Origin of the sequence: Pedomonas sp. V897 (genome assembly GCF_051304405.1) — a bacterium.
In the GTDB taxonomy this organism is placed as follows: Bacteria; Pseudomonadota; Alphaproteobacteria; order Sphingomonadales; family Sphingomonadaceae; genus Pedomonas.
Map to the genome: position 1 here is coordinate 158,841 of NZ_JBPPGG010000001.1, position 17,393 is coordinate 176,233.

Annotated in this window: 17 protein-coding genes and 1 tRNA gene; 13 read left to right on the forward strand and 5 right to left on the reverse strand. The window is 68.6% G+C overall.

The features are described 5' to 3' along the window. Positions 1 to 4 precede the first annotated feature (4 nt). From ACSJJU_RS00855 to ACSJJU_RS00865, 3 genes are all read left to right on the forward strand, one after another. Positions 5 to 994 (forward strand): 2OG-Fe(II) oxygenase, encoded by a 990-nt coding sequence (locus tag ACSJJU_RS00855; RefSeq protein ID WP_435913240.1) that lies wholly within the window; start codon positions 5 to 7, stop codon positions 992 to 994. 130 nt (positions 995 to 1,124) lie between these two features. Continuing rightward, the gene (locus ACSJJU_RS00860; RefSeq protein WP_435913241.1) at positions 1,125 to 2,327 is read left to right on the forward strand and encodes an acyl-CoA dehydrogenase family protein; all 1,203 of its coding nucleotides are present in this window, start codon (positions 1,125 to 1,127) and stop codon (positions 2,325 to 2,327) included. Positions 2,328 to 2,370: 43 nt separating this feature from the next. After that, positions 2,371 to 3,210: an MOSC domain-containing protein gene (locus tag ACSJJU_RS00865; RefSeq protein ID WP_435913242.1), complete on the forward strand. Its 840-nt coding sequence runs from the start codon at positions 2,371 to 2,373 to the stop codon at positions 3,208 to 3,210. A 27-nt stretch (positions 3,211 to 3,237) separates the two neighbouring features. Here ACSJJU_RS00865 and ACSJJU_RS00870 read toward each other — a convergent pair whose 3' ends face one another. Next, entirely contained in the window at positions 3,238 to 3,510 is a 273-nt protein-coding gene (locus ACSJJU_RS00870) for a hypothetical protein (protein WP_435913243.1), read from the reverse strand. A gap of 81 nt (positions 3,511 to 3,591) precedes the next feature. Between ACSJJU_RS00870 and ACSJJU_RS00875 the strand changes: the two genes are divergently transcribed. The 3 genes from ACSJJU_RS00875 to ACSJJU_RS00885 all read left to right on the forward strand — a co-directional run bounded on the left by ACSJJU_RS00875 (position 3,592) and on the right by ACSJJU_RS00885 (position 5,855). After that, complete coding sequence (locus ACSJJU_RS00875; RefSeq protein WP_435913244.1) at positions 3,592 to 4,284, forward strand: head GIN domain-containing protein; 693 nt, start codon at positions 3,592 to 3,594, stop codon at positions 4,282 to 4,284. Between the two features lie 27 nt (positions 4,285 to 4,311). Then, positions 4,312 to 4,983 (forward strand): head GIN domain-containing protein, encoded by a 672-nt coding sequence (locus ACSJJU_RS00880; protein ID WP_435913245.1) that lies wholly within the window; start codon positions 4,312 to 4,314, stop codon positions 4,981 to 4,983. 170 nt (positions 4,984 to 5,153) lie between these two features. Next, positions 5,154 to 5,855: a head GIN domain-containing protein gene (locus tag ACSJJU_RS00885; protein ID WP_435913246.1), complete on the forward strand. Its 702-nt coding sequence runs from the start codon at positions 5,154 to 5,156 to the stop codon at positions 5,853 to 5,855. A 34-nt stretch (positions 5,856 to 5,889) separates the two neighbouring features. Here ACSJJU_RS00885 and ACSJJU_RS00890 read toward each other — a convergent pair whose 3' ends face one another. The 4 genes from ACSJJU_RS00890 to ACSJJU_RS00905 all read right to left on the reverse strand — a co-directional run bounded on the left by ACSJJU_RS00890 (position 5,890) and on the right by ACSJJU_RS00905 (position 8,841). Then, a complete protein-coding gene (locus ACSJJU_RS00890; RefSeq protein WP_435913247.1) occupies positions 5,890 to 6,348 on the reverse strand; it encodes a DUF1489 family protein in 459 nt (152 codons plus the stop codon). Beyond that, on the reverse strand, positions 6,345 to 7,130 hold the full coding sequence (locus ACSJJU_RS00895) for a response regulator (protein WP_435913248.1): 786 nt from the start codon (positions 7,128 to 7,130) through the stop codon (positions 6,345 to 6,347). Before ACSJJU_RS00895 ends, ACSJJU_RS00890 begins: the two co-directional genes overlap by 4 nt. A gap of 6 nt (positions 7,131 to 7,136) precedes the next feature. Beyond that, positions 7,137 to 8,552 (reverse strand): magnesium transporter, encoded by a 1,416-nt coding sequence (mgtE, locus tag ACSJJU_RS00900; RefSeq protein ID WP_435913249.1) that lies wholly within the window; start codon positions 8,550 to 8,552, stop codon positions 7,137 to 7,139. 204 nt (positions 8,553 to 8,756) lie between these two features. Continuing rightward, a tRNA-Leu gene (locus ACSJJU_RS00905) sits at positions 8,757 to 8,841 on the reverse strand. A 156-nt stretch (positions 8,842 to 8,997) separates the two neighbouring features. Between ACSJJU_RS00905 and ACSJJU_RS00910 the strand changes: the two genes are divergently transcribed. The 7 genes from ACSJJU_RS00910 to cysS all read left to right on the forward strand — a co-directional run bounded on the left by ACSJJU_RS00910 (position 8,998) and on the right by cysS (position 17,167). After that, the gene (locus ACSJJU_RS00910; RefSeq protein WP_435913250.1) at positions 8,998 to 9,456 is read left to right on the forward strand and encodes a (2Fe-2S)-binding protein; all 459 of its coding nucleotides are present in this window, start codon (positions 8,998 to 9,000) and stop codon (positions 9,454 to 9,456) included. 3 nt (positions 9,457 to 9,459) lie between these two features. Beyond that, positions 9,460 to 11,664: a molybdopterin cofactor-binding domain-containing protein gene (locus tag ACSJJU_RS00915; RefSeq protein WP_435913251.1), complete on the forward strand. Its 2,205-nt coding sequence runs from the start codon at positions 9,460 to 9,462 to the stop codon at positions 11,662 to 11,664. A 321-nt stretch (positions 11,665 to 11,985) separates the two neighbouring features. Next, positions 11,986 to 12,771 (forward strand): MlaE family ABC transporter permease, encoded by a 786-nt coding sequence (locus ACSJJU_RS00920; RefSeq protein ID WP_435913252.1) that lies wholly within the window; start codon positions 11,986 to 11,988, stop codon positions 12,769 to 12,771. Further along, the gene (locus ACSJJU_RS00925; protein ID WP_435913253.1) at positions 12,768 to 13,550 is read left to right on the forward strand and encodes an ABC transporter ATP-binding protein; all 783 of its coding nucleotides are present in this window, start codon (positions 12,768 to 12,770) and stop codon (positions 13,548 to 13,550) included. Before ACSJJU_RS00920 ends, ACSJJU_RS00925 begins: the two co-directional genes overlap by 4 nt. 198 nt (positions 13,551 to 13,748) lie before the next feature. Next, positions 13,749 to 15,119 (forward strand): DNA repair protein RadA, encoded by a 1,371-nt coding sequence (radA, locus tag ACSJJU_RS00930; protein WP_435913254.1) that lies wholly within the window; start codon positions 13,749 to 13,751, stop codon positions 15,117 to 15,119. A gap of 12 nt (positions 15,120 to 15,131) precedes the next feature. Next, positions 15,132 to 15,758 (forward strand): CvpA family protein, encoded by a 627-nt coding sequence (locus ACSJJU_RS00935; RefSeq protein ID WP_435913256.1) that lies wholly within the window; start codon positions 15,132 to 15,134, stop codon positions 15,756 to 15,758. Positions 15,759 to 15,823: 65 nt separating this feature from the next. Then, on the forward strand, positions 15,824 to 17,167 hold the full coding sequence (gene cysS / locus ACSJJU_RS00940) for a cysteine--tRNA ligase (RefSeq protein WP_435913257.1): 1,344 nt from the start codon (positions 15,824 to 15,826) through the stop codon (positions 17,165 to 17,167). Positions 17,168 to 17,393: the final 226 nt, after the last annotated feature.

Genomic DNA, 17,393 nt, shown 5'->3' on the forward strand with positions numbered 1-17,393 from the left:
CCATATGGCATCCCGCCCGACCACCCCGTCCGACCCGCGCGTCAGCGCGGCCCTCTCCGCCTTCCGGCGCGGCGCGGTGCAGGACGCCGTGCCGCTCATGCAGGAGGCGGCGCGCGACGGCGTGCCACTGGCCATGCTGGCGGTGGCGGAATGGCTGGCGACGGGCAGCCGCCTGCCCCGCGATCCCGCCCGGGCGCTGGAGATGGCACGCCGTGCCGCCGAGAGCGGCCTTCCCCCCGCCATGCAGCTGTACGCCTGCCTGCTGCGCTGGGACGCGCCGGACGGCGACGATGCGGACGCCAACCGCTGGACACGCCTTGCGGCGGAGCAGGGCGATGCGTCCGCCCGTGCCGAGGCGGCGCTCTGGCCCCTGCTCGATGCGCCCCTGCCGGAGCCGGACGTGCTCCATGACGCGCCCCGCATTGCCGCCCTGCCCGGCCTGGTGCCCGAGGCGGTGTGCCGGCATATCCTGCGTCTCGCCCAGCCCCAGGTGGCCCCGGCGCTGGTGTTCGATCCGACAACCGGCCAGAGCCGCCCCCATCCGGTGCGCCGGGCCCGCAACATGAACTTCGGGCCCACCTTCTACGATTCCATCGTCGCCTGGGTGAACCGCCGCATCGCGCAGGCCTCCGGCACCACGGCGGCGCAGGGCGAACCGCTCGCCGTGCTCGCCTACGGCCCCGGCGGGGAGTACCGGCCCCATCTCGACTGCCTGCCGCCGAACGCCGCCCGTCCCGAGGACCGGCTGGCCGAGAGCGGCCAGCGCATCAAGACCCTGCTCATCTCGCTGAGCGGCGGCTACGCGGGCGGCCACACCGCCTTCACCGAACTGGACATCCGCTGGCGCGGCCGGGTGGGCGACGCGCTCCTGTTCACCAACGTGACCGACGCGGGCGCGCCCGAGCCCCTCTCCCGCCACGCCGGAGCCCCGGTCACGGCCGGCGAAAAATGGCTCGCCTCCCGCTGGATCCGCGAGCGCCCGTTCCAGGCCTAGGCCGGGCCGGTCCAACGCCGGGCAGCTCCGAGCCGAGGCCACGACCCCACACCCCCACCACCCCCTGTTTTTGCCCGCGGCATCGGTCTGCCTTTGCCCTACCATCGGGAGAAAAAGCAGGGAGGACGGCGTGAACTTCGACTATTCGGCAAAGACCCTTGCCTACATCGGGCGCATCCGCGCCTTCATGGACGCCCACATCTACCCCAATGAGGCCGCCTACCGCGCTCAGGTGGAGACCGGGGGGCGCTGGAAGGTGCTGCCGCTCATCGAGGAGCTGAAGAAGAAGGCGAAGGCGGAAGGGCTGTGGAACCTGTTCCTGCCCCATTCCGAGCTGGGCGCGGGCCTCACCAACCTGGAATACGCCCCGCTGGCGGAGGAGATGGGCCGGGTGCCGTGGTCGGCGGAGGTGTTCAACTGCTCCGCGCCGGATACCGGCAACATGGAAATCCTCGAGCGCTACGGCACAGAGGAGCAGAAGGAGACATGGCTCAAGCCCCTGCTCGCAGGGGAGATCCGCTCCGCCTTCGCCATGACCGAGCCCGCCGTCGCCTCGTCGGACGCCACCAACATCGAGACCGCCATCATCCGCGAGGGGGACACGTACGTCATCAACGGGCGCAAGTGGTGGACCAGCGGCGCGGGCGACCCGCGCTGCAAGGTGTTCATCGTCATGGGCAAGACCGACCCCGCCGCGCCGAAGCACCAGCAGCAGTCCATGATCCTGGTGCCGGCGGATGCGCCGGGCGTGCGGCTGGTGCGGCCTCTTACCGTTTTCCACCATGACGATGCGCCCCACGGCCATTTCGAGGTGGTGTTCGACAATGTGCGCGTGCCCGCCGCCAACATCCTTCTGGGCGAAGGGCGCGGGTTCGAGATCGCGCAGGGACGGCTTGGGCCGGGGCGCATCCACCACTGCATGCGCTCCATCGGCGCGGCGGAGCGGGCGCTCGAGCTCATGTGCAAGCGCCTCAAGTCCCGTGTCGCCTTCGGCAGGCCCATCGCCGAACATGGCGTCTGGCACGAGCGCATCGCCGAGGCCCGCTGCCAGATCGACATGGCCCGCCTCCTCACCCTCAAGGCGGCGCACATGATGGACACGGTGGGCAACAAGGCGGCGCAGAAAGAAATCGCCATGATCAAGGTAGTGGCGCCGAATGTGGCCTGCCGGGTCATCGACATGGCGATCCAGGCGTTCGGCGGGGCCGGCGTCAGCGATGATGTGCCCCTCGCGTCCATGTACGCCGCCCAGCGCACCCTCAGGCTGGCGGACGGGCCGGACGAAGTGCACCGGCAGGCCATCGCCAAACTGGAATTGCGGCGGTACAACTAGGCGAGCATTTTTCCCGTTCCCGTTCCGGCGAGAGTTCAAACCCGTGCGTGTTGCCAGCCTCCACCTCTACCCCGTCAAATCCGGCCGCGCGGTGGATGTGGGGGAAGCAGCCCTCTCGCCCGCGGGGCTTGCGGGGGACCGGCGCTGGATGATCGTGGACGAGGCCGGCCGCTTCGTGACCCAGCGGGAGGAGCCGCGCCTCGCCCTCCTTGCCGCCGTGCCGACCGGGACGGGCCTTGCCCTCTCCGTCCCCGGCCGCGCGGGGCTGGACCTGCCCTTCCCCGATGCGGACGCGGAGGTGGTGACCGCCTCCATCTGGCGCGCGCACGCGAAGGCGCGGGTGGCGGACGCGGCAAGCGACTGGCTGTCGGGCTGGCTTGGCCGTGCCGTGCGGCTGGTCTGGCTGCCGGAGGGCAGCAACCGCCCGCTCCAGACGGCGTTCGCGACGAGCCCGGACGGCATCGGCTTTGCGGACGGCTATCCGGTGCTCGTCACCAACACCGCCTCGCTGGCGGACGTGAACCGCCACCTTGCCGAGCCGGTGCCCATGAACCGTTTCCGGCCCAACATCGTCATCGACAGTGGCGAAGCCTGGGGCGAGGACAGCTGGCTGACCCTGCGCATCGGCACGGTGACGCTCGAACTGGTCAAGCCGTGCGACCGCTGCGTCGTCACCACCACCGATCAGGAAACCGCAGCGCGTGCCAGCCACGAGCCGCTTCGCACCCTCCAGCGCCGCCGCCGCTCGGCGGACCCGCGGGTAAAGGGGGCTCTGTTCGGCTGGAATGCGGTGCCGCAGGGCTCGGGCGTCATCCGGGCGGGCGACGCCGTCGAGGTGATCGACCGCCGCCCTGCCCCCTGGCCCATTCGCCCGGCGATCTGAGCCCCTTCTCCGCTTACTCCGCCCCTCTCAGGGCCGGGCCATGCCCGGCAGGGGCTGGCTTTCGCACTGGAAGTCGGCCTTGTCGCCCGAGGCCACGCAGTGGATGACAAGGCTGGTGCGCGGATCAATCGCCCAGGCATGGCTGGCGTTGCCGACGCTCGACGCCGCCACATGCAGCGGCCCGCTGTTGCCGACGCCGAACGACTGCGCCTCCGCCGGCTGGTTCTGGGAGACGAGAAACAGACCAGCGCCAATGGCGAGGCATCCGATGCCGAGGGCTAGCTTTCCGAGCAATTTCATAGCAGTGTCCACCCTTAGAATACGACCACCGGAACATAGTAGCGCGCCGGTTGGTCGAGCACACCGTTCCAGGGAGGAAAAATGCGTTCCAGGACCATCCTGCTGATCACCGGCGGCATCCTTCTGTCCGCCGCTGGGATCGCATACTTCCTTATGCCAAAGCCCGTGCAGAAGGAGGACACCTCCGCCCCGGTGCAACGCCAGATCGAGGTCGCGGACTTCGACAGGCTGGTGTTTGAAGGGGCAATCAACGTCAACGTCACCCAGGGGGAGACGCCCAGCGTCCTGGTCTCCGGCACCGAGGCCTCCCTGGAGCGGCTCCGCCACCGTGTGACCGATGGCGTGCTGTACATGGAGCTGAGCGGGAAAACCGGCATCCGGTACGGCCGGGCAACGACGGTGGACGTGGTCATGCCTGCACTGCGCGGCCTCGCCGTCAAGGGCAGCGGCAACGTGGACATCCGCGAGATGACGCTGGACAAGATTGCCCTGCAGATCAATGGCGCGGGCAATCTGGACGCCAGCGGCACCTGCAACCAGATGACCGTCGGCGTCTCCGGCGCGGGCAATGTGAGCGCGCGGAACCTGAAGTGCCACGTGGTATCGGCGGAAATGGCGGGCGCGGGCAACATGGACGTCTTTGCTGACGAGAGCGTCACCCTCCGCCTGCTCGGCGTCGGCGATATCGACGTTTACGGCAATCCCGCCGCGCGCAAGACCGAAAAGCTCGGCATCGGCAATATCACCTATCACGACGTGGCCGCCTCCCAATAAGGCGGCCAACTGGGGGGAGACTTCATCATGAACAGTTCCATGCGTCTGCCGGCCGTGGTTCTCGCCGGCCTCGCCACCCTGGCCGCGTCGCCGGCCGCCATCGCCGCATCGGACTCCGGCGTCGTCAAGCAACCGATCCGGACGGAGCCGTTCACCGGCGTCGTCCTCTCGGGCATGATCGATGTCACCATCGGCCAGGCCGGCGCGCACAGCGTCGTTGCCAGCGGCACCGAGGCCGTCCTTTCCGACCTGAAGGCCGAGGTGAAGGACGGCAAGCTCCATCTGGCGCAGAAGAGCCGCCTGCGCATCGGCAAGCGCGACAAGGTCCGCGTCACCATCAACATGCCGGACCTTCAGTCCCTTGAGCTGACCGGCAGCGGCGACGTCACCATCTCCAACATGAAGCTGGACAAGATCGCCCTGACCGTGACCGGCGCGGGCGACGTGACCGCCAGCGGCACCTGCAATGACCTTCACATCCAGCTGACGGGCGCAGGCGACATCACCGCCCGCGACCTCAAGTGCCACAATGTCTCGGCGCAGGTGAGCGGCTCGGGCGACATCTCGCTCCATGCGGACCGGAACGTCTCGGCGCGGGTGTCCGGCGTCAGCGACCTCGACATCTACGGCAACCCGCCGGAGCGGTCGGTGAAGGTCGGCGGCGTGGGCGACGTCCACTTCCACGACACCGCCCGATAACGCTGCAACAGCAGCCCTGCAACAAGGCCCCGGGGCCGCGCCATCCGGCAGCGGCCCCCTTTCCTTTGCCCGGAATGGAACCGGAGCGTGCCTCCGCGCCTTCCCGGCAGGTCCATGCCTGTGTTCGGGCGGTGCACGTCACCGGAAATCAGCTTCCGAGGAGAAGAAGAATGCGCGTGCCAACCTTCGCCCGCGTCTGCCTCGCCATCCTGTCGGGCGCGGTGACTCTCGCCGGCGCCGCCCTCACCGACGCGCGCGCGGCGCCAGTGCAGGCCGCCACCCTTGAGCGGCAGATCGATGTCCGCCCCTTCACCGGCATTGCGCTGGAGGGCGCGATGGATATCCGCGTCGTCCAGGCCGACCGGATTCAGGTCCTCGCCCGGGGCAGCCAGGCGGCGCTCGAGACCCTGGATGTCCGGGTGGAGGACGGGGTGCTGCGCCTCAAGCAGAAGAACAGCATCCGTCTGCCCGGCGACGACCGGCTCGCCGTGACCATCTCCCTGCCGGATTTGCGCGCGTTCCTGCTGGCCGGGTCCGGCAACGTGGCGCTCGATGGCGTCTCGGCGGACGAGCTGACGCTGAAGGTCGCCGGATCCGGCACCATCACCGCGAGCGGCACCTGCCGCAAGCTGTCGGTCAACATCGCCGGGTCGGGCGACGTGAAGGCCGAGGCCTTGCAGTGCGATACAGTGACCGTGCGGATCGCCGGCAGCGGCGACGTCGCCACCTATGCCCGCGAGACGTTCGCGGCCCGGATCATGGGCTCGGGCGACATCACCGTCTTCGGCAATCCGAAGGATCGCACCAGAAGCGTGCTCGGCAGCGGGTCTGTCATTTACCAGGACACGGCGGTCAGCGGCGGCCGTCGCTGACCGCCCTGCCGGACAGGCCCCGCCCATCCGGCCGCTACAGCAGGCAGAGGGCGCGCAGTTCCTTGAGCAGCGCGGGCGGCAGCTCGGCCAGACCCGCGCCAGCGCCCGCAGCGCCCCCCTCGCCTCCGCCCGGGCCGACCAGATCCGGCGGCACGTCCGCGCCCTCCAGATACCGCCAGCCCTGATGCGGGCGGCGGGGCACCGGCAGCACCGGCACCACCTCCGGGTTCAGGTGAATGAGGCAGTGGGTCTGCCCCTCGATTTCCAGCGGCTCGAAGCCGAGGATTTCCTGCCGCGCCTGGATCTGCCGCTTGATGACCCAGTAGAGCGAGCCGCCGTCCAGCAGCTCCGCCTCCCGCTTGGGGGCATGGCGGGTGCGATGGCGGCACACCAGGCGCCCGTCCGCGCGCCGGACGGCATGGCGGCGCTGGTATTCCGCCAGCTCCTCGAGGCTGTCGACGCCGACGGCCAGCTTGATCAGATGCACGCTCATTCCACACTCACGCTCAGCGTGACGGCGGCATGGTTGAAGGCCCCGTCCTCACGCCTCAGCTCCGTCAGCCGGGGCAGGTCCTGTTGCAGCAACTCCCTGCCCCACGGCAGGTTCAGCCGCTCAACCACCTGCACCAGGGCGTCGGTGCGTTGCAGCTGGATGACCCAGCAGGTGCGGGCGAGAATGGCCAGCACCCGGTCGAGCACGCCAAGCAGCCGCGCCCGGTCCTCCGGCCGCTGCCCGAAGCCCTTGGGTGCGCTCGCCAGCTGGTCGGAGATCACCATGGTCGCCCGGTCCACCAGCAGGTTGCTGCGGCTGCGCAGCCGGGCGACCGGCGCGTCCAGCGGCGGCAGACGGTTCATGGCCTCCAGCGAGGCCGCCCGGATGTGCGGCGGCAGGGCGCGGAACGGGCCCGCGGTCCAGAACCGCACCCGCTCCATGAACAGCGCGAAGGGCATGCCCTTCACCAGAAAGTCGTCGACGCCCGCCCTCAGCCCTTCCTGGACCATGGTGGTCTCGTCGTCCCCGCTGAGCAGGATCACCGGGCAGGTCTTGGCCTCCTGCCGGACAAGCGCGTCGCACAGCGCCACGCCGGTCATGCCGGGCATGTGGTAGTCGGTCATCACCAGCGCGGGCGGGTCCCGCCGGATTTCCTCCAGCGCGTCAAAGCCGTTGGTGATGATGCGCGGCGTGAGGCCCATGGGCTCCAGCGCCCGCCCGAGCAGCCGCATCACCAGCGGTTCATCGTCCACCAGCAAGACTGAAGGCTGCCCCTGTTCCATGGCACCCTACTGAAGATTGGCCAGTCCGACGGCGGTTGCCAGCCCGAGGAACGCCAGAAAGCCCATGACGTCGGTTGTCATGGTCACGAACACGGAGGAGGCGACGGCCGGGTCGATCCTGATCCGGTGCATGGCCAGCGGCACCAGCACGCCCGCCAGCCCCGCCACGATGATGTTGATGATCATGGCCGCCGCGATCACCAGCCCCAGCCCCACGGACTTGAAATAGAGGGTGGTCAGCACGCCCAGCAGCAGGGCCAGCAGCAGGCCGTTGAGCAGCGCCACCTTGATCTCGCGGCCCACCATGCGTGCCATGTTGCCGGCGGTCAGCTGCCCGGTGGCGAGCGCGCGCACGGCAACGGCCATGGTCTGGGTGCCCGCGTTGCCGCCCAGCGAGCTGACGATGGGCATGAGGATGGCCAGCGCCACCAGCTTCTCGATGCTTGCCTCGAACAGCGCGATCACCAGCGAGCCGAGGATGGCGGTGCCACAGTTGACCACCAGCCACTGCACGCGGGTCTTCACCGTGCTGACAACGGGCTCGTTGATGTCGCCCTCGCCCGCGCCGGCGAACTTCAGCACATCCTCCTGCGCCTCTTCCGAGATGATGTGCACCACGTCGTCGACCGTGATCATGCCGACGAGCCGGCCCGCGCCGTCCACCACCGCCGCCGAGATGAGGCCGTACTTCTGGAAGCGCAGGGCCAGTTCCTCCCGGTCCATGTTGACCGGGATGAGGGTCTGCTCCCGCTGCATCAGATCGGCGACCAGCACGGAGCGCGGCGAGCGCAGCACCCAGGACAGCCGGATGGTGCCCACCGGGCGGTAGCCGGGGTCCACCACGAAGATTTCCCAGAAGTCGGTGGCCAGATCCTGCTTCTCGCGCAGGTAGTCGATCAGCTGACCCACGGTCCAGTATTCGGGCACGGCGATGAGGTCGCGCTGCATCAGGCGGCCCGCCGAGTCCTCCGGGTAGGTCAGCGCTTCCTCGATGGCGGCGCGGTCCTGGGCCGGCATGGCGCTCAGCACCTGTTCCTGCTGCTCCGCCTCCAGGTCCTCGATGATGGCGACCGCGTCGTCGGTGTCGAGCTGGGTGACCACGTTGGCGAGGTCGGTCGGCCCCATGACCTCGATCACCTCGTCGCGCACCCAGTCGTTGAGTTCGGCGATGGTGTCGGCGTCGAGCCGGTCACCCAGCATGTGGACCAGCCGTCCGCGGCAGTCCGCCCCCACGATCTCGATGAGGTCGGCGACGTCGGCCGGGTGCAGCGGCTCCACCAGCGCATGCACGCGGCCCGTATCGTTTTCGCTGACGGCCTGAATGATATCGTCGATGAAGTCCCGGCGCAGCCGACCGCCCTCCAGCACCTCGCGGGGCGCCAGGTCTTCCGGTCCGATCTCGATATCCGGCTGCTCGGTCATGTCAGGCTTATAACTCCTGCAAGGCCCAAGGAAACCCATTAACCCGCCTGTATGAAGCAATCAGTTCGGAATTTTCCGTCCGACTGCCTCGCAAGCGGGGCCTTTCCTCACAGACTAACGTCGCCGCCCGCCTCTGGCTGGCAGCAACTGTCTGATACGCTCAGGAATTTTTCTTGTATCTTATTCGATTGCCCGGAAGAGCAATGGTGCGGTCGAGAAGACTCGAACTTCCACGGGTTGCCCCACAGCGACCTCAACGCTGCGCGTCTACCAATTCCGCCACGACCGCACGATCATGGGGTGGAGGGGCGTATAACCAAACACGTCCCCCTGTTCAATAGGCAGATACGACTTGTTGCGTTTTTTCTGCCGTGGCAGTCTTCTCGCCGAATAACGACACCCAATTTTCCCGGACCATTTTCGAGAAATCAGCAGGGAAATTCGTATGATTACCCTCAACGTGAACGGCCAGACCCGCCAGGTCGATGTGGACCCGGAGACCCCCCTTCTCTGGGCGCTGCGGGATGATCTGAAGCTGACCGGCACCAAGTTCGGCTGCGGCATGGCGCAGTGCGGCGCCTGCACCGTGCATCTGGACGGCCAGCCCGTCCGGTCCTGCCAGTATCCGGTAAGCGCGGTGGGCGAGTCCGCCATCACCACCATCGAGGGCCTCTCCGGCCCGGTCGCCGAGGCCGTCCTCAAGGCCTGGCGCGACCTGGACGTGGTGCAGTGCGGCTACTGCCAGTCCGGCCAGATCATGTCGGCGGTCGCCCTCCTCAGCGAGACCCCCAAGCCGAGCGACGACGACATCGACGCGGCGATGGACGGCAACATCTGCCGCTGTGCCACCTATGTGCGCATCCGCAAGGCCATCAAGGCCGCATCCGCAACGCTGGAGGCCTGAGCCATGTACTTCGACAAGATCGCCACCGCCTCCCTGCCGCGCCCGGCCGCCCCGCAGGTGGACCGCCGCCGCTTCCTCGCCCTCTCCGGCGCGGGGCTGACGCTGGCGCTGGTGCCGGAATCGGCGGCGCGCGCCGCCGAATCGACCACGCTCGCCACCGGGCTTGAGGCAACGCCCTTCATCCGCATCAGCCCGGACAACACCGTCACCGTGCTCGCCAAGCACCTGGAGATGGGTCAGGGCACCTGGTCGGGCCTTGCCACCATCGTCGCCGAGGAGCTGGACGCCGCGTGGGAGCAGATGCGCGTCGAGGGCGCGCCCGCCCGCGTGCCCGATTACGCCAACATCGCCATCGGCGGCCTCCAGGCCACCGGCGGGTCCACCGCCATCTTCAACTCCTGGGACCAGCTCCGCAAGGCGGGCGCCACCGCCCGCGCCATGCTGGTGAGCGCCGCCGCCCGCCAGTGGGGCGTGCCTGCCGCCGCGATCACGGTGGAGAACGGCATCGTCCGCCATGCGGCCAGCGGGCGCCAGGCCACCTTCGGCGAGCTGGCGGGCGCGGCCTCCCGCGAGGCGGTGCCCGCCGATGTGCGGCTCAAGGACCCGAAGGACTTCAAGCTGGTCGGCAAGCGCATCCACCGGCTGGACAACACCTCCAAGACCGACGGCACGGCCGTCTACGGCATCGACATGGCCCCCGAGGGCACCATGACCGCCGTCGTGCAGCGCGCACCGCGCTTCGGCGCCACGGTGAAGCGCTTCGACGCAGCGGCGGCCAAGGCGGTCCCCGGCGTCGTGGACGTGGTGCAGGTGCCGAGCGGCGTCGCCGTGGTGGCGAAGAACACCTGGGCCGCCCTCAAGGGCCGCGAGGCGCTCACCGTCGAGTGGGATGAGAGCAAGGCCGAGACGCGCAGCTCCGCCGAGCTGTTCGCCGCCTTCCGCGAGATGGCCGAGGCGGGCGAGAAGGCCCCGCGCAGCATGGTCGCGCAGGTGATCGGCAAGCCGGACGAAGCCTTCAAGTCCGCTGCCCGGGTGGTGGAGGCGACGTTCGAATTCCCCTACCTCGCCCACGCCTCCATGGAGCCGCTGACCGCCTGGGGCCGGCTGACGAAGGACGGCGCCGAACTGGCGGCGGGCTTCCAGTTCCACACGCTGGACCAGTCCAACGCCGCCCGCATCCTGGGCCTTGTCCCCGAGACGGTGACGCTCACCACCCTTGTCTCCGGCGGCAGCTTCGGCCGGCGCGCCAACTTCCAGTCGGACTACGTTAGCGAACTGGCCGAGGTGCTCAAGGCGACCGGCGGCAAGTACCCGGTGCGCCTCCTCTGGACCCGGGAGGACGACATCACCGGCGGCTACTACCGCCCGATGGCCGTCCACAAGGTGAAGGCGGGCCTCGACCGCCAGGGCAATGTCATCGCCTGGGACCAGACGCTGGTGCATCAGGGTCTCATGGCGGGCACCCCCTTCGCCCAGCCCGGCAAGCCGGACGGCGGCGCGGTCGAGGGCAACGCGCTGGAGCAGTACGCACTGCCCGCCGCGCGCCTCGTCTGGGTCGATCCCGAAGTGGGCGTGCCGGTGCTGTGGTGGCGCTCGGTCGGCCACACCCACAACGCCTACGTGAAGGAGGTGATGATCGACCAGCTGGCGCAGCTCGCCGGGCAGGACCCGGTCGCCTACCGCCTGAAGCTGCTGAAGGACCAGCCGCGCCTCGCCAATGTGCTGAAGGTGGCGGCGGAGAAGGCCGGCTGGGGCAAGCCGCTGCCGCAGGGCCGCTTCCGCGGCGTCGCGGTGCAGGAGTCCTTCCGCACCGCCGTCGCCCAGGTGGCCGAGATCAGTTGGGACGGCAAGGACTTCAAGGTGGAGCGCGTGGTCTGCGTCGTTGACTGCGGTGTCGCCGTCAACCCGGATATCATCGCGGCCCAGATGGAAGGCGGCATCGGCTTCGGCCTTGGCGCGGCCCTCCTCAGCGAAATCACGCTGGACGGCGGCGCCGTCGAGCAGACCAACTTCGACGGCTATCAGGTGCTCCGCATGAGCCAGATGCCGAGGGACGTGGAGGTGCACATCATCCCCTCGGCCGAAGCGCCCACCGGCGTCGGCGAGCCCGGCGTGCCGCCCATCGCCCCGGCGGTGGCCAACGCCCTTGCCGCCGCCACCGGCAAGCGCCTCTACAAGCTGCCGTTCGGCAACCAGAAACTGGCCTGACAGAGTTAGCCTGACAGACCAGACCCGGCCTGACAGAAACGCCGATCCGCGCCGCCACGGGTCGGCGTTTCGCTGTGTGGCCCTGCCATCGCGTTTGCGTTTCGCCCGCCCGGCCGCTATCCCTTCCGTCATGACCGATTTTCAACCGGCCGGCCGGCCACACGGCGAGTACCGCTTCAGTCGCGCCAGCCTGCCCGGGGGCGGGCGGACGGGGCCGGTTCGTTACAATACGAGTTGCCTACCCGGTTCGGCCACCGCTATGACCGGTGCTGTTCTGCTGAGTACCCTGCCCCTGCGAGCAACTGAGGCGAGTGTGTCGCTGTGACTGTGATCCTTGACTTCCTGGCGCTCATCGGCCGCTTCGCGCTGGCCGGCCTCGCGTCCATCGGCCGTCTGGCCAGGTTCGCCGGTCTGGCCATCAGCCATGTGGTGCGACCGCCCTTCTATCCGTCCCGCGTGTTCGAGCAGATGCTCTCCATCGGCTACTTCTCGCTGCCGGTGGTGGGCCTCACCGCCTTCTTCACCGGCGCGGCGCTGGCCCAGCAGATCTACGTGGGCGGCTCCCGCTTCAACGCGGAGAGCGCGGTGGCGGCGGTCACGGTCATCGCCATGGTGCGCGAGCTGGGCCCGGTGCTTGGCGGCCTGATGGTGGCGGGCCGGGTCTCCTCCTCCATGGCGGCGGAGCTGGGCACCATGCGCGTCACCGAGCAGCTGGACGCCATGACCACCCTGTCCACCGACCCCTTCAAGTACCTGATCGTGCCGCGCATCGTGGCCTCGATCGTGGTGCTGCCCCTGCTCACGCTGGTGGCCAACATCATCGGCGTGCTCGGCGGCTTCCTCATCGCCACCGAGCGGCTCGGCTTCAACCCGGCCAACTACCTGAAGGTCACCCAGCAGTATCTGGAGACCGACGACGTCGTCTCCTCGCTGGTCAAGGCGGCGGTGTTCGGCTTCGTCATCGCGCTGATGGGCTGCTACCACGGCTTCAATTCCACCGGCGGCGCGGCGGGCGTCGGACGCGCCACCACCAACGCGGTGGTCTCGGCGTTCATCCTGATCCTGTTCACCAACCTCATCATCACGGTTCTGATGTTCGGCTCATGACAGACGCAGCCCCCCCCAAGATCGCCCTCAGCGGCGTCTCCAAGCGGTTCGGCCCCAAGGTGGTGCTGGATGGCGTCAACCTGTCCGTCGACAAGAGCCAGAGCCTGGTCATCATCGGCGGCTCGGGCACCGGCAAGTCGGTGCTGCTGAAGTGCATCCTCGGCATCCTGCGGCCGGACGCGGGCGAGATCCGGGTGGACGGGCAGAACGTTGTCGGCCTGCGCGGCAAGGCCCGGCTCCAGATGCTGGACAAGTTCGGCATGCTGTTCCAGGGCGCGGCGCTGTTCGACTCCCTGCCGGTGTGGCGCAACGTCGCCTTCGGGCTGATGCAGGGCCACGGCATGAAAGCCCGGGAGGCCAAGGAGATCGCCATCGAGAACCTGCGCCGCGTCGGCCTGACCCCGGACGTGGCGGAGCTGCGCCCGTCGGAACTCTCGGGGGGCATGCAGAAGCGCGTCGGCCTTGCCCGCGCCATCGCCGCCAAGCCGGAGATCATCTTCTTCGACGAGCCCACCACCGGCCTCGACCCGATCATGGCGGACGTGATCAACGAACTGATCGTCGAACGGGTGCGGGATCTGGGCGCAACCACCATCACCATCACCCACGACATGGCCTCGGCCCGCAAGATCGCCGACCGCATCGCCATGCTCTACAAGGGCAAGATCATCTGGGAAGGCCCGGCCGACCAGATAGACAACAGCGGCAACCCGTACGTGGAGCAGTTCGTCCACGGCCGCGCCGAAGGCCCGATCCAGATGGACGTGCTGAAGGGCTGAAGGTTTTCTGTTTCAGAGGTTGTTTGCAGGGGGATCTTGATACCCCTGCACCCCCTGTCCGTTTTCGGGCCGCGCCTGACCGGTCCCGCAGCGCATGCAAGAGCCCCGCTTGCGCGATCCCCTTGATCCCTACTCTCACCTTGCCCATCCCCCTTGCCTTCGCTACTGTTCGCTCCGAACATTTAGAGAACATATACCATGGCAAAACCCCAGGTTCGCTACGTCTGCCAGTCCTGCGGCTCCATTCAGGCCAAGTGGATGGGCCAGTGCCCGGACTGTCAGGGCTGGAACACGCTCGAACAGGAGGCGGCTCCCACGGTCACGCCCTTCACCGCCAAGCACAACCTGCGCGGCGGCGGGCGGCGGATCGAGCTGGCCAGTCTGGCGAGCGAAATCGAGCCCGCGCCGCGCCGCCCGACCGGCATGGCCGAGTTCGACCGGGTGCTGGGCGGCGGCCTCGTGCCGGGCTGTGCGGTGCTGATCGGCGGCGACCCGGGCATCGGCAAGTCCACCATCCTGTTGCAGGCGGCGGCCCGCGTGGCCGACCGGGGCGGCTCGGTTGTCTACATCTCGGGCGAGGAGGCGGTGGATCAGGTGCGCCTGCGGGCGGACCGGCTCGGCGTGGCACAGAGCCCGGTGCAGCTCGGCGCGGCGACGGCGGTGCGGGACATTCTCGCCACCCTCGAGTCGCAGCCGGCCCCCGCCCTGCTCATCATCGATTCGATCCAGACGCTCTACTCGGACCAGCTTGAGGCCGCGCCCGGCACGGTGAGCCAGGTGCGCGCCGCCGCCCACGAGCTGATCCGCTACGCCAAGACCACCGGCGCGTCACTGGTGCTGGTGGGCCACGTCACCAAGGACGGGCAGATCGCCGGCCCGCGCGTGCTGGAGCACATGGTGGACACGGTGCTCTACTTCGAGGGCGAGCGCAGCCACGCCTTCCGCATCCTGCGCGCGGTGAAGAACCGCTTCGGCGGCACGGACGAGATCGGCGTGTTCGAGATGCAGGAGAAGGGTCTGGCGGAGGTCACCAACCCCTCCGCCCTGTTCCTCACCGACCGCGACCGGCCGGTCGCCGGGTCCGTGGTCTTTGCCGGGGTCGAGGGTACCCGCCCGGTTCTGGTGGAGATGCAGGCGCTGGTGGTGCGGGTGCCCTCGGGCGCCACGCCCCGGCGCGCCGTGGTCGGCTGGGATTCGGGCCGCCTGTCCATGATCCTCGCTGTGCTGGAGGCGCGGTGCGGCCTCGCCTTCTCCGGGCACGAAGTCTACCTCAACGTGGCAGGCGGCCTGCGCATCAGCGAGCCCGCGGCGGACATGGCGGTGGCCGCCGCCCTCGTCTCCGCCCTGCTCGACCGGCCCATGCCCAACGATCTTGTGGCCTTTGGCGAAATCGCCCTGTCGGGGGAGATCCGCCCCGTCTCCCAGAGCGCCGCCCGCCTGAAGGAGGCCGCCAAGCTGGGGTTTGCCCGGGCCTTTGTGCCGCCCCGGGGCAACAGTGGGCGCGAAATTGCCACGATTGAGTTCGGAAGCCTCGCCGGGCTTGTTGACCACCTGACGGCGGGGCTTTAACGACAGGACCTGATGACAGCGTTCGACATCTTCTTTTTTGTGATCGTCGGGCTTTCGGGCCTCTATGGCATCAGCCGCGGGCTGGTGCTGGAAGTCATGTCCGTCGGGGCATGGGTCGTGGCGATCCTTGCCCTCAAGGTCCTGTTCGCCCCGGTGTCGGAGTGGATGCGCCAGTCCATCGGCAGCGACGCGGGCGGCGACCTCGCCGCGCTGGTGCTGATCCTGCTCGTCACGGTGGCGCTGGTGCGCCTGGTGGCCTCGAGCCTGTCGCGCCGCGTCAAGGGCTCGGCGCTGGCCCCGCTCGACCGGCTGGGCGGCGGCGGCTTCGGCATGCTGCGCGGCCTCATCATCATCTGCTTCATCTACATGTTCATGGGCCTGTTCCTCGACCGGCACCAGCTGCCCAACTGGATCGGCGGGGCCAGGACCCACGAGGTGGTGGCCAACTCCTCCGATGCCCTGTCCGGCTTCATCGGCTGGGTCGGCCGCGAGCACGAGCATGACGGCGGCTACGGCTTCAGTGCCGGGGTCATCAACCCGGAAGTCCCGCCCCTGCAGGACGACGGCTACACCGACCAGCAGCGGCGCGAACTCAACGAGCTGTTCCAGAAAAGCGCCGAATACGAAGTCAAAATCTGAAGCGGCCGGCCTTCCAGCCCCACGCCGTCTTGTGAAGCGTCTGATCCACCGCTAGGAAGCGTCTCATGGCACTGACGCTCTACAATACGCTCACGCGCACCAAGGAAGAATTCGTCCCCGCCAACGAAAAGCGGGTGACCATGTATGTCTGCGGCCCCACGGTCTATTCCCGGGCGCACATCGGCAACGCCCGCCCGCCCGTGGTGTTCGACGTGCTGTTCCGGCTCCTGCGCCGCCGCTATGGCGAGGACGCGGTGGTCTATGCCCGCAACATCACGGACGTGGACGACAAGATCAACGCCGCCGCGCGGGCGCAGCAGGTGCCGATCAAGACCATCACCGACAAGTTCGAGGCCCTCTACCTTGAGGACATGGCGGCGCTGAACGTCATCCGCCCCACCATGGACCCGCACGCCACCACCCACATCCCGCAGATGATCGAGATGATCCAGCGGCTGATCCAGGGTGGCTTCGCCTATGAGGCCGAGGGCCACGTGCTGTTCAACGTGCCGACCTACCCGGACTACGGCCGCCTCTCCAACCGCAACCGCGACGACATGATCGCGGGCGCGCGCGTCGAGGTCGCCCCCTACAAGCGCGACCCGGCCGACTTCGTGCTGTGGAAGCCCTCGACGGACGACCTGCCTGGCTGGGACTCGCCCTGGGGCCGGGGCCGCCCCGGCTGGCACATCGAGTGCTCCGCCATGATCCGCACCCATCTGGGCGACAGCATCGACATCCACGCGGGCGGGCAGGATCTCATCTTCCCTCACCACGAGAACGAGATCGCCCAGTCCGTCTGCGCCACCGGCAAGCGTCTGGCGCGCTACTGGCTGCACAACGGTTTTCTTTCGATCGACTCGGAGAAGATGTCCAAGTCCATCGGCAACATCCTGCTGGTCTCGGACATTCTGGAAAATGGCGTGCCGGGCGAGGTCATCCGCTTCGCCCTGCTCTCCGCCCACTACCGCCAGCCGCTGGACTGGAACGACCAGCTCATCGACCAGTCCAAGCGCACGCTGGACCGGCTCTACGGCCTGCTGCGCGGCGCGGACGTGGCGCCCGCGCCTGACGCCCCCGCCGCCGTCGTCGAGGCGCTGGAGGACGATCTCAACACTCCGCTGGCGCTGGCAGCGCTGGCAAAGCTGGCGGACGAACGCGACCTGGCCGGCCTCAAGGCAGGCGCCGCGCTGCTGGGCCTGCTCCAGCAGGATGCCGAGCAGTGGTTCACCGGCGCCCGCGCCGGCGCCGGAATCGACGCCGCCACCATCGAGGCCAGGATCGCCGAACGCGCTGCCGCCAAGAAGGCGCGGGACTTCGCCACCGCCGACCGCATCCGCGACGAGCTGAAAGCCGCCGGGGTCGCACTGGAGGACGGCCCCCAGGGCACCACCTGGAAGTGGGCGTAAATCTAGTTGAGTGATTTGTTGCAGGGGACTCGGTCCCCTGCACCCCATTCGTTTTTCGGGCCGCGCGCGTGATGACGGGTGCGGCCCTTTTCTGTCAGAGGGATTGAACGGGCCGCGCCTGGTCACACTGTCCTGCCAGTCCAGAGAGCGCTGGAACCGCGGCCCAAAAACGAAAGGGGGTCTTGGGGGAAAGGGGGGCGGGGAACCACTCCCCCCAAAACCCCCC